Raw genomic sequence first — 23,561 nt, 5'->3', positions numbered from 1 at the left:
GTGAACTGGCATCACACTCCTCATTTCCAGATTGAATTTTTGCTTGAATCGCTTCCAGGGCGACGAGTCCCGGCTAATGCAGGCGCCTTAGTGCAGCCCCGATATGTAGTCGGAAACCGCTTTTATTTCGTTATCCGACAGACGCGATGCGATGGCGTGCATCGTAGGGCTGTTATCGCGCGCGCCCGGCCCCTGACTGAACGCGTTCAACTGACTGGCCGTGTAGGTCGCCCATTGCCCTGAGAGGCGCGGGAACTGAGAGGGAATGCCCTGACCACTGGGCCCGTGGCAGGCAGCACATGCAGGCACGCTCTTTTCGACAATCCCGCCGCGATAGATCTTCTGCCCCAGTGCAATGGCGTCTCTGTCATGCGCGTACCCGGGCTTCGGCGTCTGCGATGCGAAATACACCGTTACGTCCGCGATCTGCTGATCGGACAGCGCACCCGCCATGCCTGCCATGATCGCGTTGTTGCGGGCCGGTTGCGCTGCATCGGCGCGCGCCTTGAAATCCTTGAGTTGTTTGGCGAGATATTCGGCGTGCTGTCCCGCGAGCTTCGGATAAGTGTCCACCGCGCTGTTACCGTCTGCGCCGTGGCATGCCGCGCATACCTGGGTAACGATGACCTTGCCTCGATTGGCATCCGGCTTCTCGAGTTCGGCCGCGTGCCCCAAAACAGTCCAACCCGACAATACAACCGCCAACTGAAACACTGCCCAAGTCCTGCACATTCGATTCATTCGCGCCCCGCTTCATGGGAGTTATAGATTGAGCAAGTCACGACGAGGCCCTTACTGCCTCGCCGCGCAAAATGGATCCACAAAGAAATCGTTAAGGATGGCAGATCAGATCGGCTTGATCGGAATGTAATGACCGTCTTTTCCGACCGGCGTCAACGGTAGCCCCTGCTTCTCGCGCCGTTTTCTTTCTTTCGATAGCGGCGGGCATGTGTGCTCGTCGTAGTACAGCACCATGCAGTCCAGACACAGCATGCATTCCATCTGGTCGATCCGCCCTGCATCGTCGATAGCCTGCGATCCACAGCCTGCCGCGCACGCATGGCACGTCGTGCATTCTGGCTTGCGACGCAACTTGAGGAAGCGCAAACGACCAGGCAGTGCGAGGCTCGCACCGAGCGGACACAGATATTTGCAGAACGGCCGCTCGATGAAGATCGATGCACCCACGACGATGGCCCAGAACAGCACGAACGGCCACGAACGGTTCATCACGCCGACAAGGAAAGTCGTCTTGAACGGCTCGATCTCCGCGAGCTTTTCGGCCCACGGCATAGAGAAAAACGATACGGCGAGCAGCACGGCGAACACAACGTACTTGAGCTTGCGTAGCGTGTTGTGCAGCCGCATGGGCAGCTTGCGTTGCAGCCTCTTCAGGCCGGTCGCCCGGGCGATCTTGTAGAGCAACTCCGACATTGAGCCGAACGGGCACATCCAGCCGCAAAAGAGCCCGCGCCCCCAGACGAACACCGTGACCGCAATCACGATCCAGAACACGAAGATAAACGGGTCGGAAAGAAAGAGCCCCAGATTCCAGCCGCCGAACAGCGAGTGGACGAATGTGAGAACCTGGGTAATCGACGGTTGCGCCAGCTCGTACCATCCAGCGAAACCAATGGCAATGAGCCAGCTTGCTGTCTTGGGCCACGAAACCCAGCGTTTTTCCGCACGCTTCGCCTTGCGTACCCAGCGGTCGCGCGTGGCAAAGAAGAGCATGACGGCTGCGGCCCAACCGATGAACAGGCCGATTTGCAGACGCTTGGCGCGCCAGGCGTTCTGCCAGGCGGGCGTTTCCTCGTCTACATGCGGGTGGCCGCCTTGAAGAAAGCGCGCCGGCAGCCAGTACGGCGAATTGAATGCCGAGAAGTTCTTTGCGCCGGTTTCCTTGTCGATCTTATGACCGAGGAATACGAACTTCCACGGGTAGGCCGCGCTGAACTTCGTGCTACGCACAATGAAGATGCCCGTTTCATTGAACGACGGAGCACCCGAGGCCTGCAACGAGTACAGGTTCAGATAATCGGAGTCCTTGAAGGTGAACGCGTTAATTCCCTGGCGCACCTGGATACGGTCATAAATGCCACCGCGTACGAACCCCGATCCCTTGAACGACTCCGTACCGTTTGCAACGACGAAGAGCGCCTGTTCGGCGGATTTGAGCCGGCTCATCAACTGCGCGTAGTCGTAGTCACCCAGAATACTCTTGCCGATGGCAGGTGCATTCAGGTAACCGTAGTACAGGTCGAGGTAGGGCGAACCGGTATCCGCGGCGCCGACGTCGCTCGCATGGACGGCCAGATGCTGCACAGCCCCCATGTCGACGAGCGCCTGCCACCCGTAACGCGCGACCGCCGGCAGCAACCTCGCCTGCGGCAGAATGGTTTCCTTCACGATGCCGACCTGGCTTGCGACGGCAACGGCGCAACGCGAAATCAACTGGTTCTCCGCGATGGCCGTCACGGTGGCCCCGGAAATGGCGTCAAGGCTCGTGCTGCCCGCATCGCTATGCCCGATCTCGAATCGCGCGCCAGCAAACCGGCTCACATATTGATGCAGAAATGTGAGGAGCTTGCTCTCGGGAATACCGACCAGCAAGATGGGCTCGCTGTGCTTGAGTACCCTGACGCCCGTAATCACGCCTTTCGTATCCATCCCGATCAGCGTGACGATGGGCTTACCCGAGTAGCCTTGAATATCGACGATGTCGGTGGACAGAAACACGTAGCCTTTCAGCACCCGCGTGTGGCCATCGTTAGCGTAGGCCTCGACGTACGGCGGATTTCCCTTGCGTGCAGAGAACTCGGTAGCGCCAGGCAGTACGCCCGCGCAGTCGGTCCACTTGCACATCTCGGGTTGACTGAACAATTGATCCGGCAGCTCCTGTTCGTAGATAGAAGCGAAGGCCGGCGGCATGCCCGCGAAGAGCAGCACCAATGCCACGATCCAAAACGATACTTTCATTTTTGTCGCTTTGAAAAGGCCGCGCGGCACCGCTTTTCCGGAACTGAAAGTCCCGCAGGTCGCCCGGTCGGATTTCTGACGCCGCGCCTGCCGGCGAACCGCGGCCGGCACAGCATCGTCACTCATGTCACTGCGCCTTGGAGACCATGAAGTCCACTGCGGCCTTTACTTCGTCATCCTTCAGACTCGGGTTGCCGCCGCGTGAAGGCATCGTGCCGTTATTGCCCGTGAACCCTTCAAGCGCGTGCTTGTACAGCGTGGGTTTGCCTTTCGCAATGCGCGGCGCCCAGTCACCCTTGTTGCCGAAAACAGGCGCACCCGCTGCGCCCGTCTGGTGGCACATGAAACAGACGCTTTTGAACACCTTCTCCCCTGCGGGATTCGGTGCATCGGCGCTCGCCGTCGCCGTACCAGGATTCACCGCTGCCGTCGCAGGCGCCGCCGTCGCAGGGGCTGCCGCGGCCACCACGGTGACGGAGGCCACCGGTGCAATCGATGTTTGTGCCGCGCCGGCGGCCTGTGAAGCAGCGCCGCTCTTGTCGCAAGCCGACAGGCCGAGCGTCAGTGCAAATCCAATTCCAGCAATCAACAGGTTGCGAGCTTTCATCTCTTATCTCCTCAATCAGGTTTCAAGCTGCGTCAGCTGACGCAGCCGGCAATACATCGGCAAGCGATGGTTCGTAACCGAGCAGCGGTTGCGCGAGCAGCCGCTCGATCAGCACACGGACGTTGAGCCACGGGTCCGCATCGATCTGGCTGACCGGATCGTCGACGGCGTCGCCGTCCGGCGTATGCAGATGATTCGGGAACGTGCGGAGCGTGCGGTGCAGTGGGGCGGTGTCGATGCGCATCGCAGCTTCGCCCCAGCGCCAGTTCATCGCGTACTCGCGCGGCGCAGCAAAGCGCAGCGTCAGATCGACGCCGTTGATCAGTTGCAACTCCAGCGCGTCGCGGCATAGCGTGATCGACGCGAGCTGTGTCGCATCGAACGTCGCCTCGATTTGTTCCTTCAATTCAAGGTGCAGCATCGTCAGACTCCCGTCGCGAGCAGTTCGCGCAACTGTTCGCGAATGATTTCGCGCGTATGTGCAAGCGTTTTTGCGCCAAGGTAATGTTCATAGGCCGGGTGCTCTCCCACATCGCCAGACTCGATGAGTGCGAGCAGATTTTCTTCGTCGTCCGCACCGTACTGCGCGAGGATCAACTTGCGGTCTTCGCGCAGGTCGTACAGCACACGACTGAGCGCGTCGATCTGCATCGCCGCTTCCGAAGGCACGTTCTGAAAAAATTGCGTCATCTCTACTCCCTCACATGTTGTGGTCTTTGACCACGCCGCCATCGGTTGTCGCCATGTCGATCGTGACCTGATCGAAGCGATACAGCTTCCCGCCCTCGGATTTCATGAATTGCTCGGCGTCACGCCTGTTTGCGAACGACGCGAAGGTCTGGCCCATCGCGCCAGGCTTTTTCGAACCGATTACGTAGGTCGCCTGCTTCGCGTCAATCCAATGGCCGGTGGGGTGCTCCCAATCCGCTGTTCCCATGTCCTGCACGTACATCGCGCGAACCTTACGGTCGTGCTCGGGGCGCAGATAAACCGAGAACAGCCCCAACGTGTCGCAGAAGAAGTCCGCTTGTCCGTCTGCGTAGAGAATCTGCGCTTTCGGGCCGGGATAATCTTTCAGGCTCATGCCGTCGAGCACGCTCACGGTCGAGTCGGTAATCTCGTGCGGCGGAGGCAACGATGCCGATTCGTTCTGGCATCCGGATGTCACCACGATGGCGAGCACTGCAATAGCCGTCGCGATAGTGGTCTTGAAGAAGCGATAGTTCATCGATTGAATCTCCATGCGGCAAGGCCGAGCGGCGCCGCGATCCACGCGAGCATCACCGGACCGAGAAGAAGCGGCTCTGCGAGCGACGCGGGAAACACGCTGACGAGGCCGTACATCGTGTGCAGGTCAGCCGGCCCGAATATGTTCAGGATGCGGAAGATGTCCGCGGGATTGAGCATCAGCAGCAGCGGAAACAGCGGGCCGAGTACGGCACCGCCCGTTGCGACCAATGCGCCGAGCAGCAGCAAGTCGTAGACGAGCACGAAGAAGAACCACAAGCCAATGGCGACACCGCTCGCCGAAGTACGGCTTGCGCAAAATACCGACGCGGACACCGCGAGGCTCAGGAACACCCAGCCGAGCAGCACGGCGCTAATGACGAAGCCGGCGTACTGATACCAGTCGGCCGCAGGCGCGCGTACGGCGATCACGATGCCGGCCAGCCCGAAGCCTGCAAGCGTGGCGCAGGTCAGCGCCGCCGCGAGACCCGCATACTTGCCGAGCAGCAACTGAACACGATTGATGGGATACGAGAGCAACAGATTCAGCGTGCCGCGCTCACGCTCGCCTACGAGTGCATCGAAACCGAGAATCAGCGCGATCAACGGCAACAGGTAGATGGTGAGACTGACCAGGCTCGCGATCAGCGGCTCGATGCCATGAAAGCCGATTGAGCCTTGTGCGGCTGCGCCGAAATACGAGGTGGCAAGCGTGAACGCCGCAAAAACAAGCGACACGGCAAGCACCCAGCGGCTACGAATGCGGTCGTGGAACTCCTTGCCGGCGATCACGCCAATTTGTGCCCAGTGGGAACGGCTGAATACGCTCATGCGCTTGCTCCCGTATAGCCGAGGAACACGTCTTCGAGAGACGGCTCCTGGATTTGCAGGTCGGCGATCCGATCGGACAACGGCGACAGCGCCGCAATCGCAGCCATCTTCGCGTCGCGTGGACATTGAAATGCGATGAGACGCTCGCGGATAGTCAGTTTTCCGAACGGCGCCCGGTTCAACGCGGCCTGTAGCGGGCCAACGTCCTCCGAATGCGTGAGCACCTCAATGGACAGCGGCAGATTTGTCTTGCCGCGCAGCGTCTGCACGCTGCCCACCGCCTGAATGCTGCCGCTGTGCAGAATCGCAAGGCGGTCTACGCGCTGCTGGATTTCGGCGAGGATGTGCGACGTGATGACGATGGTGGTTCCAGCCTGCTGCCGGGTCTTCAGGATTCGATAGAACTCGCGAATGCCTTCGGGGTCCAGACCATTCGTCGGTTCATCGAGAAACAGAAGTGACGGGTTGCCGAGCAATGCCTGTGCAAAGCCTAGCCGCTGCCTCATTCCTTTCGAGTACTCGCGCACCTTGCGGGCGGCTGCAGCGTGGCTCAATCCCACCTGATCGAGAAGCGCGTTGCATGCCGCTGTTTTGACGCCCTTCAGTCGTGCGAAGAAGTGCAGCGTCTCGAGCCCGGTGAGGTTGTCGTAAAGCACGACGTTCTCCGGCAAATAGCCGAGTTTTCGCCGTACGGCTTGAAACCGCGGACCGCCAACGAGTTCACCGTCAACCTGAACGCGGCCGGCATCGGGCGAGACAAGCCCCAGCATGAGCTGGAACAACGTGCTCTTGCCCGCGCCGTTGCGGCCGATGAGGCCAAACAACTCGCCCTTCTGAATCTTCAGATCGACACCGTCGACCGCGCGCAACGCGCCGAAAGATTTGGCGACGCCAGTGAGTTCAATCATGCTGCTTCCCCATCCACTTCACCCAGGCGGCGTGCAACGGCTGCATCCGCGGTCTGTCATCGACAACGCTCGGCACCGCCATCAGCGGGAACTGCTGGGCAATCAAGCGCAGCGATTGCACGGCCGGGCTGTTCATCAACACCTTCACCGCCGGGACACGCCAGGTCAGCCGGTCGACAAGATCGCTCGCCGTATAGGGGATATCGCCGACGCCGCGCCCGCGCCGGTCCCAGCCGAAGTAGTCGCTCCAGTAGTTGCCAGGCCACGACACGTCGTTCGCGGCCACGTAGCGAATCTGCTCGCGGTTCTGGATGAAGTCGTTGCCGGTCACGTTGTTGTGAACCGAGCCGCCCCACAGATGCACGCCGATCGCGTTGTCCACGACGAGATTGCGGCGGATCGTGTTGTATTCGGCGTCGTAGATGAAAAATCCGCGCTGGTTGCCAGCCACAACGTTGTTCTCGACCACCGAATCCTGCACGGTGCGAAGCATGATTCCGTGATCGGTGTTGCCCCACACCTTGTTGTTCTTCACGACCTGGTTACGCGCTTCCATGATCGCGAGACCGCCGCGATTGTGGTAGACGTCGTTACCGTCCCACACGTTGTAGTACGAATTCATGTAGTGCGTACCGTATCGAACGTCGTGAATCGTGTTGCCCTTGAAAAGCGCGTGATGCGAGACATCGACGTAGATGCCATCGCGCGAATAGCTGATGGTGTTGCCCACGATCTGCGCGCCGGTTGTGTTGTAAAGCTGGATGCCGTTGCCGCGGTCCGGCGAGCGCAAGTCGCGCTTGCCCACAACCAGGTTGTCCTCCACATGCACGTCTGCCGATTTCTCGATCCAGAGCCCGAACAGGTTGTAGACGAGTTCGCAGTGGTCGATTTCGGTTCTGTCCGAACCGGGTTGCACGTAAACGCCGGCGTTCTGCGCGGTGAGATTGGCTCCGCTGTTCACGATGGCAAGGCCGGTAATTCTCACGTCCGGCGCGGCAACGCGAATGACATCGCCCGCATTGTGTCCATCGATCATGGGCCGACCTACTCCTTGCAGCGTGATGCGCTTCGTTATCCTCAGGTTCTCCCCGTAGTGCCCCCCGTACACAACGATCGTGTCCCCCGCCTGTGCTGCTTCGATGGCTGCGCCGATTCGCTCGCCGGGATGAACGGCCAGCGTGGCAGCCGCGACGGTCTGCGCGAGCAGCGTCGCAAACACAGACATCGCAGCGAGTGAGAACTTCGGCATTCTGGCCAACCAACCACAGAGGTTATTCGATTTGCACGCGCGCCCGTCATCGCGAGGCAGGGGAAATTCCCCCTGCCTCGCTTTCCACTACCGGCACATGTATTGACGCTACGCCTGCACGAGCATTCGAGAGCGCATTTCGAGGTGCAACGCGTGACAGAAGTTGGTGCAGTAGCACCAGAACACCCCGGGCTTGTCGGCGACGAACGTGACGGACTGGGTCTGCTGCGGATGGACGACGAAGCTGATGTTGTAGAACGGGATAGCAAAGCCGTGCGTCAGGTCCTCGACCTTGTCCAGATTCGTCAGGATGATCGTGACCTCATCGCCCTTCTTCACCGTCCATTCACGCAGACCGAACGTCGGCGCCTGAGAAGTCAGATACACCGTGACCTTGCGGCCCTGACGTTCGACACGGTTTTCCTTCGGACTCTTCACCGCATGCGGGAACTCGTTCAGATCATAGATCTGCCGCGTCTTGATAATGTCGCGTCGAACCATGATGGAGTCATGCGGCTCCGGGTAGAGCGGGTGATCCCCCACCAGTTGCATTTTCTCGCCGCTGATGTCGATCAGCTGCGAGCTGTCCGGGTGAAGCGGGCCGACCGGAAGATACCGATCCTTGGAAAACTTGTTGTCCGAAATGAAGTATTGACCATCGGGTTCCCGCGTCTCGCCCATCGAAGTGAAGCCGTGCCCCGGCTGGTAATGCACGTCGATGCGGTCGACCACGACCTTCGCATTCTTGTCGCCTTTGTACGACCTCATTGCTGCGTCCAGGTCCCACTTCACGATCTGGCTGTCGAGGAAGAGCGTCGTGTAGCAAAAACCCTTGCCGTCGAAACCCGAATGCAACGGTCCTAGCCCAATCTCGGGCTCGGCAACAACCGTGTCCCGCGGTTCCTTCAAACCGCCGTCGAACCACTTGAGCACCAGCTCGTGCGAGATCAGCGTTGCGGTTGGCGACAGCTTGCCGGAGCACGCGTAATACTTGCCGTCCGGCGAGACATTCACGCCGTGCGGGTTCTTCGGTACAGGCACATAGCAGGTGAGCGCAGTCTTCGGATCTGCGTTGGCCACGTGCGTGCCGTCTACAACGGGAACCTGCGAGTTGCCGATGTGGAAGAACTTGCCGTTCTTCACCGCTTCCTCGATACGCGCAATGTTGAAGAACACGCAGGCATCACGCTCGGCCGCCATCATCTCTTCGTAGTGGACGCCGTTTTCCGTGTTGTACTGATTCGAGCAGGCCAGCTTGCCGTCGTACGAAGTGGCCACGAGATCGAGGTTGCCGTCAATCTTCACCTGCCAGCGCGGCTGCATTGTCTTCGCATCGACGCAGGTGAACAGGCAAAAATACTTCTTCGGGTCGTTCAGGTCGCGACCGTCGTTGGGCTGCGGAATGTGGAACTCGCTGCCGCAGAACACCCGCGTCGTGTAGTTGATCTTCTCGTCGAGCGGGTCGCGCTTGTCCGGGAAAATGCCGTGAAAACCCTGCACGTTAGGCAACGACGTGATCGCGTCGCACTCCATCGTGTCGAGACGTGCGCGTGCAACGCGCGCGTTGATCTTGTCGTTCACGAAGATGTACTTGCCGTCATACACGCCATCCGTGTACGACATATGGACGTGGTGCGTGTCGCCGTTGAAGTAGTTGAGTTGCCCGTTCGGCCTCGTGCCGATGATCTTGCGCGACTCGTTCGTGATGCCCCAACCCGACATGCAGTCGATGTTGTACACCGGGATACGCCGGATCTCGCGCCCGGACGGCAGCCCGTGGACCCGAAGATCGCCCGAGTGGCCACCGCTCGAAAACGCGTAGTACGTGTCGAGCTTGCCGGGATGCACCTCGTACTTGTCCCAGTTGATGGCGGTGGCGGAACCCGCGCCTTCGGCGCCGCTTGCACCACCTGTGGCGGCGGCAGCGGTGCCGCCGCCGCTCTTGTTGCAACCGGCGAGACCGAGCGAGAGACTCGCGCCCGCGAGGCCCGCAACCGCCGAAGAAGCGAGGAACCTGCGACGCCCCGAATCTTGCGGAACTACAGCTTCTTCAGATTTTCCTTTTGAAAAAGTCATCACATTCTCACTCATTAATTCGTTCAACGCCGGTTGCCCGGCGGCTTTGTTTTCATACCCGAAAAGGCAGGCCTCCCGACTACGGCACGACAAGACACATCCACAAACAGAACAGGGTTATTCCCGTGCCTCGACTCTCCAAAAGACAACGCGGTTAAAAATCAAGATAAATAAAATTGAAAGGAATTTAAGATTTCCTGTGATTTAGCGGAACTTTTATACGGGGCTAGTTTGGTGGTCTACCGAACGACCGGGTTTGATCTATCTCAAAATACGTATTAGGGATGCATCTTTTTTGTGGCACATGTGACAATCGGGCGCGGAGCCCACTGGGCGGGCGACCGTCTGGCGTCCTTGATGTAGATCAAGTGTAGGGATATTCGAAAAAACAATAATCCACTCGATGTCAGACCATCCTGGCGACCGCGCCACAAGCCGTGAATCCCTTCAGAGTGTTTGTAAATTGTTCAATTCCCGAAGAGTCATCTGGATCTTTCTATCCATCGCAATTGCTGTTGCCGGTGGGATTTGGCTTACGCTCAGAACGCCTGAACTGTATATCCAGGGAACTTACGTCTTCGGTACTCGCGTTCAATTAGTGCTCTATGGCGTGCTACTCGATCAGGCTCAGCGGGATGCCGATGCGGTTTTCGCACACTTTCAAGCAATGCATAGGGAAATGCACGCATGGCAACCGTCGGAAGTCATGCAGCTCAACCACAGCATCGCTGCAGGTGAGCCGTTCCAGGCATCGGCGGAACTTGCGGAGATTCTGCGTTCGGCACGGCAACTCTCGCTCGAGACACAGGGTTTGTTCGACCCGGGCATCGGCCGGCTCATTCGGCTATGGGGCTTCCAGGCGGACCAGTTCGATGTTGTGCCACCGTCGCGCGACGCGGTGGAGCGAGAGGCCGCACGGCGCGCCCATATAACGGACCTTGCGATCTCGCCCACGGGTGTGGTTACCAGCGCGAACCGCGCGGTGTCGATTGATCTTGGCGGCTATGCGAAAGGCTGGTCGCTGGACGAAGCCGCCGTGATCCTGAAGCAACGCGGCGTCGAAAACGCGTTGATCGACGTTGGCGGCAACCTGCTCGCGCTCGGCAGCAAGGGCGGCATGCCGTGGCAGGTTGGCATCCAGGACCCGCGCAAACCGGGAACGCTTGCGACGCTCGAACTGCGTAACGGTGAGGCAATAGGCACCAGCGGCGACTACGTGCGCTTCTACAAGGCGGACGGCGTGCGTTATTGCCACATCATCGACCCACGCAGCGGCTTTCCAGCCACACAGAGCGAGTCGGTGACCGTCCTCGTGAAGCCCGGCCCGCATGCGGGCGCGTTGTCCGATGGCGCAAGCAAGGCGCCGTTTGTAGCGGGAGCCACGACGGCGATGTCGCTTGCGCGCAAGACAGGAGTGGACGCCGTCCTGCTGGTCGACACACAGGGACACGTTTTCGCATCCCCGGCCATGGCGGAACGCGTGCATTTCACTGATCCGTCGCTGCGCCCGGCACGTCTGGATTGAAACACTGGAAGGCTGCCCGATATGCCGGAGAAACCCTCTATCGACGTGCGCAAGGTGAGCGTTCAGCGCGGCGGCCGCGCCATCCTGCACGACGTCAGCCTGGCGATCGGGCAAGGTGAGCTGGTAGCGCTCGCAGGGCTCAACGGTGCAGGCAAGACGACACTGCTCCTGCTTCTTGCAACGCTGACCATGCCAGACAGCGGACATATCTTCATCGACAGCATCAACGCACTCACCCAGCCCGATAAAGTGCGTTCGAGAATCGGCGTCGTGTTTCAGGAGTGCGCACTGGAACCGCGTCTGAGCGCGCGCGACAACCTCTGGTTCATTTCGAAATGCCAGGGATTGAGCGGACGCGCGGCGCGAGTGCGCGTTGACAACGTACTCGCAGCATCGGGGCTCGATGCATTCGCCGCAACACCCGTTCAATGCCTTTCGGGCGGGCAGCGCAGGCGGCTCGAACTCGCGCGGGCACTTATTGCGCGGCCTCGCATCCTCTTGCTTGACGAGGCCACGCTAGGTCTCGATATCGCGGCACGCCACGCGTTCTGGTCGGAAATCAGAACGCTCGTGGCAGACGGTCATACCGTACTGTGCTCCACCCACCATACCGACGAGGCGCGCGACGCCAGTCGCGTGGTCGTGCTGCACCAGGGGCGCATGCTCGCAGACGATACATGGCAGGCCATGTGCACCTCTGTTCCCGCCACGATCCGATTGCGGGTACCAGCCGTCGAAGAAGCGGCAGGATGGCTTGCAGGACAGGGCCATACGGTATCGGTGGATGGCCACACCGTGGTCGTGCCGGGAACGGACCCCCACGCCATGCTGCCAGCGCTGCTGCAACGCATGCCCTTTCGTGTGCTGGGCGCCGAGATCGCATTGCCAGATCTCAGGAATATCGTCGAGCACTGCATCGCCATGCGTGCCGGCCATCGTTCTCACGCGACGAAAGCGGTGCCCGCATGAGCAACGTCACCGCCATCATCTGGTTCGATCTGAAGCGGTTCTGGGCATCGCCTCTGCGAATCCTGTTCGGCCTTACGCAGCCCTTGCTCTATCTTTTCGTTCTCGGCGCGGCGCTCAGGAGCGGCACCTATGCGGAGGTGAGCGGCTATCAGGCATACATCTTTCCGGGTGTCGTCGGGCTTTCGCTGATGTTCACGGCAACCTCAGCCGCCATCGGCATCGTGCATGACCGGCAGACAGGATTGCTGAACGCCTTGCTCGTCTCGCCGCTCGGCCGTGTCGAGATCGCCGCCGGAAAAATCGGCGCGGGCGCAGTGGTCGCGTGGGCGCAGAGCCTGTTGCTGCTGCCCTTCTCGCCGGCCATTGGCATCGGGTTGACGGCGCCTCGCCTGATGCTTCTGCTCTGCGCGATGGCGTTCGCCGCGCTGACTTTTTCCGCGCTCGGGCTTGCGCTTGCGTTGCCGTTCCGCTCGGTGATCGTGTTCCCGGTCGTATCGAACACGCTGCTTCTGCCGATGTTTTTTCTCTCGGGAGGGTTGTATCCGCTCGATCTTGCACCGCAGTGGATCCGCTTTGCCGCCGCGTACGATCCCGCTGCATACGGTGTCGATTTGATGCGAGGTGTGCTGACGACACAATTTTCGATCGCGCCGGCGCAATCGGTTGCCGCGCTTGCAGTGTGCCTCATCGCGGCAGGATGGGTTGTCGTCCGACGACTCAGTCGGCGCGACGTGTGATGTGTTCTGTTTCTGTGGCAGTGGAGCGCTGCTTGCGCTCAATCATTTTTGCTTCAGCAACGTAGAGGAGATGGGTTATGGGCGAGTTGAGTATCTGGCATTGGTTGATTGTCTTGCTGGTCGTTGCGTTGGTGTTCGGTACGAAGAAGCTGCGCACCCTGGGAAGCGATCTGGGAGGCGCAGTGAAAGGCTTCAAGGAAGGAATGCGCGAAGGCGAGGCGCGAGACGTCGTAGCGCTGGAACAACTGCCGAGCCACGACAACCCGGAGCCTCCGCGAGCAACCGGCGTTGAACGAAGCACGCTGGCAGAGTGAGCGCAGTAACAACTGCTATGACGCAGTCTGCGCGTCGCCCTGTTCTTCCAGCATGCGCATCGCGGCCTTTTCAGCATTCAGCACGTGCTGGCGTGCGAGCGCCTGCGCCTCTTCGCCGTCGCGCGCCTTCAGCGCCTTGCAGAGCCGGTCGATTTCCTTCAGGCTGCTCGGCAGCCGGTCGGGATGCATCAACGAGGTCGCGCGCAGCAGATTCACACGTGAATAAAGGCTCGTCAGAATTTCCTTGACGAGCCGATTGCCACAGTTGTCCAGCAGCACGTCGTACAGTGCGGTCTTGGCTTCCAGCACGCCGGACTGGTTTTGCGCGGTCGCCTGTGCGCGCAGCGCCTTCGCGGCTTCGCCGAACTGCGCAATCGCCGCGTCGCTTGCAAGCCGGGCGAATTCGTGTGCCGCAAAGCCCTCCAGCAGCGCACGCAATGCGTAAAGTTCGGCTGCTTCTTCGCGCGACATCACCGCCACCACCGGACCCTTGTGCGGCACGTTGCGCACGAGCTTTTCCGCCTCCAGTTTGCGCAGCGCCTCGCGTACGGAGGTGCGGCTCACGCCCAGCGTCTCGCACAATTCCCGTTCGATCAACCGCGCGCCCGGCGCGAAGCGACCGCTCATGATCGCCTGGCGAAGCACATTCTCGACCTGGTGCCGCAACGTCTCAGGCCGGACCAACTCGATATCAGTCGACATTATTGTCTTCCCGTCCGACAAAAATCCAGTCGCTATGATACTTCACTCCAACCTGATCCTGTGGCGCGATGACGACCGGGCGGGGCAATCAGACGTATGCGGTCGACCGTCTAGTTGTAGCCGAGAATGGCCACCGTGCGGACCGGTGCATGTTCGTCTCCGTTGGATGCCAGCCGTGCAAGTGGCAACCCCTGAAGCGCACGGAATGCCGAATGCGTTCTGCGCTCGGGTTCAGCGGCAACGGTCCGTGCAAACGCCCGGTCTTCGCCGCGTGCTGGATGAAAGCGTTCGGGGCGCATCGAACCCTCAGGGCGCGGCAGCATGGCACTGTCTCTCAAGCGCCGCCGCAAGCAAAGGCGCACCCAGTTCGGCGCCGTGGATGCCGGTGGTACTCACAATCTCGAGCAACTCCATCAGTTCCCCGGCGGTCGCCCCGTAGCGCAGCGCATTGCGCATGTGGAGCTTCAGCCCGGGCACATAGAGGTGAGTCGCGGAGGCATCGAACGCGCAGTACATGAACTCCTTGATCTTCGGACTCAGCACACCGGTGCGCCACGGCACCGACGAAAACGCGACGTAAGCCTCGAAAAGATCGGGATCGAGTTCAAGCAGTCCTTCCCATGTCGCATGCCAATAGCCGCGATGGGTCTCGAAAGCTGTTTTCAATGCGCGCCGACGCTCGTCCAGCGGTGCCGGCGCTGCACGCAAACCTTCTTCCTCGAGCACCTCGAGGAGAATCGGCACGCCGACGTTACTCGTATGAATGCCGATCGTACTCACCAGTTCGAGCACCTCCATCAACTCCTCTCGCGTCGCACCGAACGCAAGCGCACGCTCGATGTGATGCGCGACACCCGGCGCATAAAGCTGCGTCGCACAGGCGTCCGCCGCGAGCGCGATGAACTCGCGAACCTTGTCGTCGAGATGACGGTGCCGCTGCGGAACCGCCGAAAACTGCACGTATGCCTCGACGAAGCCCGGATCGAGACGCAGCATGCTTTCCCACGCTGCATTCCAGATGCCGTGCACCCGCACGAAGTCGTCCTTGATCTGCTGGGGATCGGTGGGTCGCGTCATGGGTTCGTACCCAGCCCCTTCGGGTAATCGGACTCGGCGACCTCCTCCTGCCACGTCGCCTTACCGAGCGAGGTCGCGATATGAACCATGTAGCTCGCGTCGCTCGCGCCATGCCAGTGGCGTTCGTTCGGCCCGATGAACACGATGTCGCCTTGCCGGATTTCCTGCGGCACCTCGCCCTCCACGCAGATCCAGCCTTTGCCTGCCGTCACCTGGAGCACCTGGCCCTGCTCGTGCGTGTGCCAGTAAGTACGGCCCTTCGGTGCGAAGAACACCGTATTGATCGTCACGCCGTTCGTTGCGGGCATGACCGGGTCTGCGAACACCGTCCCGGTGAACGTTTCGCCGCGTTGCTCCGAACGACCGCCTTCGGCCCTGCCGTGAAATACCTTCATTGCTGCTTCTCCTCGTTACGTTTGCCATCGAACAGCCGGACGCCGCCCGATACGTCGCCAATCGCATCCACCACCCGGTTGCTGATCACGTCGCCGTAGCCGAGCGCGGTGCCCAGCCCGAAGCTCGCCAGCGGCCCGGCCGCGTTCAGCGACACCACGCCCAACTCCCGCGCGCGATCCACGTAGAGCACGACATCCTTCGTCATCAGCTTGCCCGTGAGGCCGCCTTCCAGATAATCCCCTTCGACAATCTTCGGAAAGCGGTTCAGCGTTGCGAAATTCACACCGCTGCTGCTGTTCAGCACGTCCAGCAGCAACCGCAGATCGAGGCCCGCCTTCTTGCCCGCAACCATGACCTCGGCGCTCGCTGCAAGGCTCACCGCGTTCAGGAAGTTGTTCAGCAGCTTGGTCGTATGTCCCGCGCCGCTCGCGCCCATGTACGCGACCTTCGCGCTGATGGGCACAAAAGCCCATTCGATCGATGCCACCGCATGCTCGTCGCCACCCACCATCAGCGTCAACGCGCCCTTCTCCGCCGCCGCCGCGCCGCCGGAGATGCCGGCGTCCACGTACTGAACGCCTTCCTGCGCGAAGCGCTCTGCGAGCCGTATCGTCGAACTGGCCGCCGCCGTGCTCAGATCCACGACGATCTGCCCGGCACGGCAGTGCGCAAGCACGCCGCCCTCGCCTTCGACAACCGTCTCGACAACCTTGCTGTCGTGTAGCGACATCATCACGACGTCCGCAAACTTCACGACCTCTTCGATCGAGCCTGCAACTTTCGCGCCCGCTGCGGCAACCCGCTGCGGCGCTGCGTCGTAGCCCAGCACGGCAATACCGGCATCGACGAGCCGCCGCGTCATCCGGCCGCCCATGTTGCCGAGGCCGATGAATCCGATCCGCTCCTTGTTCATCTCTGCGGTTTCCTGTGGTTGATGAATCAAAAATCGACGTCCTTCGTTTCCGGTCCCATCAACGCTCCAATCGCGCCGATCAGGCCGCCCACCGTCAGCAGAACGACGGATGTCAGATGCAACGGCATGAAGGCGCTCAACCAGTTCATATAGAACGCGTAGAACGACGGAATGATCACGGAGAGGCTGAAGCCGACACCGAAACCCGTTGCGCGCACGTCGGTGACAAAGCGCTCGTTGATGTAGGTGACGATGACGCCCCACGGAGACGTGACGAGCACGGCGAGCAGGCACGTCAACACGATGATCGTCGCGAGCGACAACCCCTGTATGGTGGCAAGCGCGTACATCAGCGCCGCGCCCACGGTTGCGATGGCGGGACCGACGATCACGAAAAAGCGCCGCCGTCCGATGCGCTGCGCGATCAGGCCCGAGGCGATGTAGCTGAAAAACAGCACGCAATACGTGATCATCAGCGTGAGCGTCATCTGGAAACCCGTCAGATGCAGCGTCTTGACGAGCATCCCCGTGGGCAGAAAGATCGTGATGATGTTCTGCGTGAGCCAGAAGCCGGTCATCATCAAAAGCACCTGAAGCAGGTTACGTCCGCTGCGGCCGCGCATCAGATCGGTCAACGGCAGTTTTTCCGCCTGTTTCGGCTTGTCGCCGGCCTCGCTCTTCCAGATTTCCGATTCCGCCACCTTGTGCACGTAGTACAGCGCGAGAATGCCCGCAAGCGCGGCACCCATCACGAACGGCACGCGCCAGCCCCACTGCGCGTACGGCGAGTTCACGCCATTCAGCGGAAACAACACGAACATCACCATCGCGACCAGATTGATCGTCACGTAAGCGGCCGGAAAGCCCGCAATGATGAAGCCGCCGACGAACCCCCGCTGCGACTTCTTCGAGTACTCGATTGCGAGCGGCATCGCGCCGGTATAGCCCCCGCCAAGGAAGATGCCGTCGACGAATCGCAGCAGCACCAGCAACCAGTACGACACGATCCCGATGCTCTGATAGCCCGGCAGCAGCGCAATCAGCAACGTGACGATGCCGAAGCCCGACACCGACCAGATGGATGCGCTGCGGCGCCCCACCCGGTCCGCGATCATGCCGAACAGCAACGCACCCACCGGCCGGCCCAGCAACGTCGTGATGAAGACGAGCGACGCAAGAATCGTCTCCATGCCGCTCGACAGATGCGGCGGCTGAAAATAGGCCAGCACCGGCGAGAGCACGACCACCGGCAAATAGATATCGAACATGTCGATGAACTCGGAAAAAAACGCGCCTTTGATCGCATGGCGGCGCTTCGTTTCGATCGACTGATCGCTGTCCCGCTGTACCACTTCGTCTGCTGTCAGGGTCTTCATCGTTGTCTCCGTTCATTGTCGGCGCCTCGTGGCGCGTGTTTTCCCCGCATAGCCATCGGCGGCGCGAATTGCCGGGCGCCGCCGCGTGCCGCGGTGTCTCATGGTCGGTCAGACCGCCGAGGTCTCCGCCTCATAGGCCTTGATCGCGTCGCTCGCAACGCGAAACGCGGCGAGGGCAAGCGGTACGCCGCAATAAATCGCGGCCTGCATCAGCACTGCGCGAATCTCTTCCTTCGTTACGCCGTTGCGCAGCGCCCCTCTCACATGCACCGAGAGTTCGTGATGCTGGCTCATCGCGGTAAGCATCGCGAGGTTCAGCATGCTGCGCGTCTTGAACGGTAGAGTCTTGTCGCCCCAGATATCGCCCCAGCAACTCTCGGTGACGAACTTCTGCATTGGGCGGTTGAAGTCGTCTGCGTTGGCCCACGACTTCTCCACGTGCGCGGCCCCCAGCACTTCCTTGCGGTTTTCGAAGCCCCTTTCAAAGCGTTCGTCGAAGCGTTCATTGCCCATCTTGCGATCTCCCGGTTTCGTTCCATTCAGCATCGTCATTGCATGACGGAATGATTGAATGTTTGTCATACAATCAAAACGAACAAAATTTTTTGGTGCGCGGCCGGTGCACGGCTTACGTGCCGCCGTAGCCCACCAGCGCCTTCGTTTCCAGATACTCGCGCAGTCCCGCTTCGCCCCACTCGCGGCCATTGCCCGATCGCTTATAGCCGCCGAAAGGCGCATGGAAGTCCGCTGGCGGATAGTTCAGATGCACGCCGCCCGCGCGCAGCGCGCGCCCCACCTTGCGGGCCCGCTCGACACTGCCGGACTGCACGTATGCCGCAAGCCCGTAATCGGTGCCGTTGGCCATGGCGATGGCGTCCGCTTCAGTCTCGTAGGCCATCATCGAAAGTACCGGGCCGAAGATCTCTTCCCGCGCAATCGTCATATCGGGCGTGACGTCGGCGAACACGGTCGGCTTCACGTAGTAACCCTTATCAATTCCCGCCGGTCGCCCTGTGCCGCCGGTTACGAGCCGCGCGCCTTCGTCGATACCTTTCTGGATCAGCATCTGCACACGTTCGAACTGGTTGCGATTCACGAGCGGGCCGAGTTGCGTTGCGGGGTCTTCGGTCGCGCCGACACGGTACGCTTGCGCCGCGCGCTTCGCGATCTGTGCCGCGTCGGTCATCAGATGACGAGGCACGAGCATTCGCGTCGGGATCGAGCACGACTGGCCCGAGTTCGTGAAGCATGCGGCGACGCCGCGTGTCACCGCCGCCTCCAGATCGACGTCGTCCAACAGAACGTTCGCCGACTTGCCGCCCAATTCCTGCGCGACGCGCTTCACTGTGGGCGCGGCCGCCTGGGCGACCAGCACGCCCGCGCGCGTGGAACCGGTGAACGACACCATGTCGATGCCCGGGTGCGCCGCAATCGCCTCGCCTACGCCAGGGCCGTCGCCGTTCACGAGATTGAACACGCCGGCCGGAACCTGAGCCTCGTCGAGCACTTCGGCAAACAACAGCGCGCTGAGCGGCGAATACTCGCTCGGCTTCAGCACCATCGTGCAGCCGGCTGCCAGCGCGGGCGCGATCTTCACGACGATCTGGTTCACCGGCCAGTTCCACGGCGTGATGAGGCCGCACACGCCGATCGGCTCCAGCACGACGCGCGTGTTGCCGCGTTGCTCCTCGAATTCGAAGCGCTCCAGCACTTCGATCAGCGTGTTCAGATGCGCGGGGCCGCGGGCGGCCTGGCCGTTGCGCGCAAACGTGATGGGCGCGCCCATTTCGCGTCGCATCAGCTCGGCGAATTCGTCATAGCGCCGTTCGTAAATCTCGAGTACACGCTTCAACAATGCGACGCGTGCTGTGACGCTCGATGCCGACCACGTCGCGAACGCGCGGCGTGCGGCCGCAACCGCGCGGTCCACGTCTTGCGCGTTGCCGAGCGCGAGCCGCTCGAACGCCGTTTCGGTGGCTGGATCGATCACGTCCATCCAGCGCGGCGAGGCCGGTTCCGTCCAGCGCCCGTCAATGTAGAACTGTGCAGTGTGTGACATGAAAACTCCGAGTGGCCGCGCCGGTTCAGGAACTGCTCACGGGCAGCAGCCGATACATTTCCGTGTGGTCGGTTGCAGGCGTCGAGCGTTGCGCCGCTTCGTCCCACAGGGCGACGCAGGTATCGCCGAGCGTCATGGGATACCCCACGGATTGCGCGAGTGCGCGCGCAATCTTCAGGTCCTTCGTCATCAACTGCAGCGCAAAGCCGGATGCGAAGGTGCCGCTCAACATGAACTGCTTCACCTTGTTTTCCGACGTATTGCTGCGGCCCGACGAGGCGTTCAGCACATCCGTCATGACAGCTGGCTCGATACCGAAACGCTGCGCGATATGCAGGGCCTCCACGGTTGCGGCAAGTCCGGCTGCCGACACGTAGTTGTTCAGCGCCTTCGCGGCGTGGCCCGCGCCCGCGCCGCCAATGTGCAGCAGGCTCTTGCCCATCGCCTCCAGCACGGGCCGGCAGTTCGCGAACACGTCTTCTCTGCCGCCCACGAGGATTGCGAGGGTGCCCTCCGTCGCCTTCTTCACACCGCCCGAAACCGGTGCGTCCAGATACGCGAGGCCGCGCTCCCCGATCACCGCGCCGAGCTTGCGCGAGCGTTCCGGTTCCGACGAACTCATATCGATCACGACCGCGCCGGCACGCAGATGGTTGATCCAGCCGTCCGCGCCGCTCCCCAGCAGTACGCGTTCGACAATCGCCGAGTTCGGCAGCATTGTGATGAGCACATCGAGCGATCCTGCGTTCGCGGCGCTCAGGCGTTGCGCGCCGGTTTGGCTGACGATGGCTTCGGCGCGCGCGGCATCGGCGTCGTCGACGAACAGCTCGAAACCCGCATGGGCGAGGCACTGCACCATTGGCGCGCCCATCATGCCGAGGCCGATGAAGCCGATGCGTCTGGTTTGACCCATGATGTCCAACTCCTATGCCAGCGCCGAAAAAGCCGTCGGCACGAGAAAGTGGTTTTCGATACGCTCGACGATGGGCCGCACCGCCTCCGTCTCCGCGCGCTTTGCGATCCACTCCGGGTCGGTCTGGAACGCGTTCCACTTCTGCTCGCGCTCCGCGAGACTTTCCCACTCCAGCATGTAGGTGAGCGCGTGGTTGTCCGGTCCGATCAGCGTGGTCCAGAAGCCGATCTGCCGGATGCCGTACTTCTCGAAAAAGCCGAGCGTCGTGGTCGAGAAGCGCTCGAGCAGTGCGGGCAGGCGCGTCGGCGCGCAATGGTAGATACGCATTTCAACAATCATCTGTTTCTCCTGTGATGTGCTGTTCAATCGTCGAGGCCGCTGGCAGACGACCAGCGCTCGACATATCTGACGAGTTCCGTCATGTCGCGTGCGGCGCCGTCCTGCATCGCCGCGTCATTCCAGACCTGACGTGCGGCGCTACCCACCCGCATCGGCACGCCAAGCGCCTGGCATTCCTCTACAGCGAGCCCGATGTCCTTGCACACGCTGCCAACCGGAAAGCCGAAATCGAATGTGGCGGGCAGCACGTGCTTCGGAAACTTGTCGAGCGTCGCGCCGTTCTTGCCGCTGCCTGCATTGATGACCGCCATCATCACTTCGGGATCAAGTCCGCCGTGAATACCGGCAACGTAGGCTTCCGACGTGATCGCAAACGCGGTGGTGGACAGCATGTTGTTCAACAGCTTCAACAACTGCCCCTGGCCGGGCACGCTGCCCACCACGAAGACCTTGCCGAGCACGTCGAACAACGGGCGTACTGCGTCGAGCGGCGCCGGCGCGCCGGCCGCCATGATCGCGAGCGATCCCTTGCTGGCGCCTGCCGCACCGCCGCTGACCGGCGCATCCACTGTCTCGATCCCGCGTGCGAGCAGCACCTGCGCCACTTCTTTTTCGACGCGCGAGCCGACGGTCGAGAGATCGACAAGAATCTTCAGCGCATCGCCGCCCGCAAGCCCGTCGTCGCCAATGGCCACTTGCCGGAAGACCGCGGGTGTGGGCAAGCTCGTGAAGACGATGCGCGCCTTGTCCGCCACCTCGCGCACCGACTGCGCCGTGCGCGCACCCATGCCGGCCAGCGCTTCAACAGCCGCTTCGTCGCGATCGTAGACGATCAGGTCGTGCCCCGCTTCGATCAGGCGCCGCGCCATGGGGCGCCCCATCGTGCCGACCCCGACGAAACCCAGCACGCCTGGTTTACGCTCGCCGTTTGCCAGGTCATCCTTAGGACCATTCGTCATGTCCATCCTCATACGTGAATAGTGAAAAGCGGTTGCATCACGACACCGTCCGCGCGGCGCGCATCGGCGCTGCGGCGTCGGGCGCGGTGTCGAGTTTCCAGAGCAGGTCGAGGAGCGGCTGTGCTGCGACGCCGGAACCACCGTACGCTGCCAACTCATAAAGCTTGTCGGACAGTTCCACGTCCGCGAGCGGCGCAGCCAGGCTGCCGCGTGCGTTCAGCACGCGATGCGTCACGCGCTTCCCAGACCGAAACACAAGCGTCACCTGCGCGGACTCAACGGGCCACGCAGGATCGTCGATAAAGCGCAGCCGGTTACCCAACGCGCGCAATGCGGGATCGCTGACCGCGTTGTCGCTGAATTCCGCGAGTCCCGCCCTGCCACGCGCTAGCGCGACCGCGACGGCATGCTGCGCGCTGACCTGTGATTCGCGGCCCGTGCGCACATGGGGCCGATCGGTACGCTCGCGCAGCAGCGGATGGCCCACGATCTCCACCCGTTCGATCTCATCCAGCGTCCAACGGGCATCGCGGCGCAAGTCAAGACACGCGTCGATCACCGGATTCAGCACGACACCACACGGGTACGGCTTGTAGGTGTTCGACAGCAGCGCCCATTCACGCCCGAGCCCTTCGGTAATACGGCGTGTCTCAGCGCGCGTGCATGCCACGGCGAGAAATCCGCGTTGGCCTTCCAACGGCGCGTCGGGGCCGGCAAGTCCCTCCTTTGCGAGCAGTGCAGAGAGCATGCCGTTACGCGCCGCATTCCCCACGCTGACACTCTTCGACATCGTGCCGAGCGTTTCCACGAGTCCGCCCGCCTGGCCTGACGCATGACCCAACGCCCAACCGGTCTGCATTGCGTCGAGTTCGAGCGCCCGCGCAACGGCGGCAGCCGCGCCGAACACGCAGCATGTCGATGTGATGTGCCAGCCACGCTGGTAATGCTCCGGCGACACAGCATTGCCAATACGGCACGCCACCTCGACACCCATCACGAACGCAAGCAGCAAGGCCTCCCCAGACATAGGGCGGCACTCTGCCAGCGCGAACAGCGCAGCGGCAATCGGCGCCGTGGGATGGATGATCGTGGGGATATGCGTGTCGTCGAAGTCGAATACGTTCGCGCTCATCGCATTCAGCGCCGCGGCATTCAGCATGTCCATGCGCTCATCGCGGCCGATGATCGTCGCGTAACTGCCGGCACTAAAGCGCCCATAGACGCCAACCGCCTTATCGATCATCGGATCGCGCGCGCCCGCGAGCGCCACGGCGAAGTAGTTGACGAGCGCGCGCTTCGCTTCGTGACGCACCTCGCGCGGAATGTCGCCCCACTGCGCCGCACTGACGAAACGGGACAGCGCCTGCGTCACGGCAACCTCGTGTGAAGGCCGGGTTGCATTCAT

The 23,561-nt window shown here is 61.6% G+C and carries 25 protein-coding genes; 4 read left to right on the top strand and 21 right to left on the bottom strand.

Translation table 11 applies throughout. The features are described 5' to 3' along the window. Positions 1–87: 87 nt before the first annotated feature. The 10 genes from PXJ20_RS15370 to nosZ all read right to left on the bottom strand — a co-directional run bounded on the left by PXJ20_RS15370 (position 88) and on the right by nosZ (position 9,892). The gene (locus PXJ20_RS15370) at positions 88–741 is read right to left on the bottom strand and encodes a c-type cytochrome (protein ID WP_421031223.1); all 654 of its coding nucleotides are present in this window, start codon (positions 739–741) and stop codon (positions 88–90) included. Between the two features lie 105 nt (positions 742–846). Next, positions 847–2,979, bottom strand: a complete 2,133-nt coding sequence (locus PXJ20_RS15365; RefSeq protein WP_421031224.1) for a 4Fe-4S binding protein — start codon at positions 2,977–2,979, stop codon at positions 847–849. A gap of 127 nt (positions 2,980–3,106) precedes the next feature. Further along, positions 3,107–3,586 (bottom strand): c-type cytochrome, encoded by a 480-nt coding sequence (locus PXJ20_RS15360; RefSeq protein WP_421031225.1) that lies wholly within the window; start codon positions 3,584–3,586, stop codon positions 3,107–3,109. Between the two features lie 22 nt (positions 3,587–3,608). Further along, positions 3,609–4,007, bottom strand: coding sequence for a hypothetical protein (locus PXJ20_RS15355; RefSeq protein ID WP_277599337.1), 399 nt, complete (start codon positions 4,005–4,007; stop codon positions 3,609–3,611). A gap of 2 nt (positions 4,008–4,009) precedes the next feature. Next, positions 4,010–4,276, bottom strand: coding sequence for a hypothetical protein (locus PXJ20_RS15350; RefSeq protein WP_017773603.1), 267 nt, complete (start codon positions 4,274–4,276; stop codon positions 4,010–4,012). A 10-nt stretch (positions 4,277–4,286) separates the two neighbouring features. After that, entirely contained in the window at positions 4,287–4,814 is a 528-nt protein-coding gene (locus PXJ20_RS15345; protein ID WP_017773602.1) for a nitrous oxide reductase accessory protein NosL, read from the bottom strand. Continuing rightward, complete coding sequence (locus tag PXJ20_RS15340) at positions 4,811–5,644, bottom strand: ABC transporter permease (RefSeq protein WP_126875893.1); 834 nt, start codon at positions 5,642–5,644, stop codon at positions 4,811–4,813. The genes PXJ20_RS15345 and PXJ20_RS15340 overlap by 4 nt, the downstream gene beginning before the upstream one ends. Then, positions 5,641–6,552, bottom strand: coding sequence for an ABC transporter ATP-binding protein (locus PXJ20_RS15335; RefSeq protein ID WP_421031227.1), 912 nt, complete (start codon positions 6,550–6,552; stop codon positions 5,641–5,643). Before PXJ20_RS15335 ends, PXJ20_RS15340 begins: the two co-directional genes overlap by 4 nt. Continuing rightward, entirely contained in the window at positions 6,545–7,801 is a 1,257-nt protein-coding gene (locus PXJ20_RS15330; RefSeq protein WP_421031228.1) for a nitrous oxide reductase family maturation protein NosD, read from the bottom strand. Before PXJ20_RS15330 ends, PXJ20_RS15335 begins: the two co-directional genes overlap by 8 nt. 108 nt (positions 7,802–7,909) lie before the next feature. After that, a complete protein-coding gene (nosZ, locus tag PXJ20_RS15325) occupies positions 7,910–9,892 on the bottom strand; it encodes a TAT-dependent nitrous-oxide reductase (protein WP_421031229.1) in 1,983 nt (660 codons plus the stop codon). Positions 9,893–10,280: 388 nt separating this feature from the next. Here nosZ and PXJ20_RS15320 point away from each other — a divergent pair, with 388 nt between their 5' ends. The 4 genes from PXJ20_RS15320 (at position 10,281) to tatA (ending at position 13,422) form a co-directional block, all read left to right on the top strand. Then, positions 10,281–11,402, top strand: a complete 1,122-nt coding sequence (locus tag PXJ20_RS15320) for an FAD:protein FMN transferase (protein ID WP_421031230.1) — start codon at positions 10,281–10,283, stop codon at positions 11,400–11,402. A gap of 21 nt (positions 11,403–11,423) precedes the next feature. Continuing rightward, the gene (locus PXJ20_RS15315) at positions 11,424–12,371 is read left to right on the top strand and encodes an ABC transporter ATP-binding protein (RefSeq protein WP_421031231.1); all 948 of its coding nucleotides are present in this window, start codon (positions 11,424–11,426) and stop codon (positions 12,369–12,371) included. Continuing rightward, the gene (locus tag PXJ20_RS15310) at positions 12,368–13,108 is read left to right on the top strand and encodes an ABC transporter permease (RefSeq protein WP_421031232.1); all 741 of its coding nucleotides are present in this window, start codon (positions 12,368–12,370) and stop codon (positions 13,106–13,108) included. Before PXJ20_RS15315 ends, PXJ20_RS15310 begins: the two co-directional genes overlap by 4 nt. Positions 13,109–13,185: 77 nt before the next feature. After that, a complete protein-coding gene (gene tatA / locus PXJ20_RS15305; RefSeq protein ID WP_277599331.1) occupies positions 13,186–13,422 on the top strand; it encodes a Sec-independent protein translocase subunit TatA in 237 nt (78 codons plus the stop codon). Positions 13,423–13,437: 15 nt separating this feature from the next. Here tatA and PXJ20_RS15300 read toward each other — a convergent pair whose 3' ends face one another. The 11 genes from PXJ20_RS15300 to PXJ20_RS15250 form a co-directional block, all read right to left on the bottom strand. Then, positions 13,438–14,124, bottom strand: coding sequence for a GntR family transcriptional regulator (locus PXJ20_RS15300; RefSeq protein WP_421031233.1), 687 nt, complete (start codon positions 14,122–14,124; stop codon positions 13,438–13,440). A gap of 306 nt (positions 14,125–14,430) precedes the next feature. Then, entirely contained in the window at positions 14,431–15,201 is a 771-nt protein-coding gene (locus tag PXJ20_RS15295; RefSeq protein ID WP_277599328.1) for a carboxymuconolactone decarboxylase family protein, read from the bottom strand. Next, entirely contained in the window at positions 15,198–15,596 is a 399-nt protein-coding gene (locus PXJ20_RS15290) for a cupin domain-containing protein (protein WP_277599327.1), read from the bottom strand. The genes PXJ20_RS15295 and PXJ20_RS15290 overlap by 4 nt, the downstream gene beginning before the upstream one ends. Then, positions 15,593–16,537, bottom strand: a complete 945-nt coding sequence (locus PXJ20_RS15285; RefSeq protein WP_421032605.1) for an NAD(P)-dependent oxidoreductase — start codon at positions 16,535–16,537, stop codon at positions 15,593–15,595. The genes PXJ20_RS15290 and PXJ20_RS15285 overlap by 4 nt, the downstream gene beginning before the upstream one ends. After that, positions 16,537–17,886: an MFS transporter gene (locus tag PXJ20_RS15280; protein WP_277599326.1), complete on the bottom strand. Its 1,350-nt coding sequence runs from the start codon at positions 17,884–17,886 to the stop codon at positions 16,537–16,539. The genes PXJ20_RS15285 and PXJ20_RS15280 overlap by 1 nt, the downstream gene beginning before the upstream one ends. Before the next feature lie 108 nt (positions 17,887–17,994). After that, entirely contained in the window at positions 17,995–18,399 is a 405-nt protein-coding gene (locus PXJ20_RS15275) for a carboxymuconolactone decarboxylase family protein (RefSeq protein ID WP_017773587.1), read from the bottom strand. A gap of 115 nt (positions 18,400–18,514) precedes the next feature. Further along, the gene (locus tag PXJ20_RS15270; protein WP_421031234.1) at positions 18,515–19,945 is read right to left on the bottom strand and encodes an aldehyde dehydrogenase family protein; all 1,431 of its coding nucleotides are present in this window, start codon (positions 19,943–19,945) and stop codon (positions 18,515–18,517) included. Positions 19,946–19,970: 25 nt separating this feature from the next. Beyond that, positions 19,971–20,858 (bottom strand): NAD(P)-dependent oxidoreductase, encoded by an 888-nt coding sequence (locus PXJ20_RS15265; protein ID WP_421031235.1) that lies wholly within the window; start codon positions 20,856–20,858, stop codon positions 19,971–19,973. A gap of 12 nt (positions 20,859–20,870) precedes the next feature. Then, positions 20,871–21,197, bottom strand: coding sequence for an NIPSNAP family protein (locus PXJ20_RS15260; protein ID WP_017773584.1), 327 nt, complete (start codon positions 21,195–21,197; stop codon positions 20,871–20,873). A gap of 23 nt (positions 21,198–21,220) precedes the next feature. Then, a complete protein-coding gene (locus PXJ20_RS15255; protein ID WP_421031236.1) occupies positions 21,221–22,156 on the bottom strand; it encodes an NAD(P)-dependent oxidoreductase in 936 nt (311 codons plus the stop codon). Between the two features lie 37 nt (positions 22,157–22,193). Then, positions 22,194–23,561: an MmgE/PrpD family protein gene (locus PXJ20_RS15250; RefSeq protein ID WP_421031237.1), complete on the bottom strand. Its 1,368-nt coding sequence runs from the start codon at positions 23,559–23,561 to the stop codon at positions 22,194–22,196.

Origin of the sequence: Paraburkholderia sp. A1RI_3L (assembly GCF_048957895.1) — a bacterium.
GTDB classification, from domain to species: Bacteria; Pseudomonadota; Gammaproteobacteria; order Burkholderiales; family Burkholderiaceae; genus Paraburkholderia; species Paraburkholderia kururiensis.
This window is presented reverse-complemented; position numbering and strand designations above follow the sequence as displayed.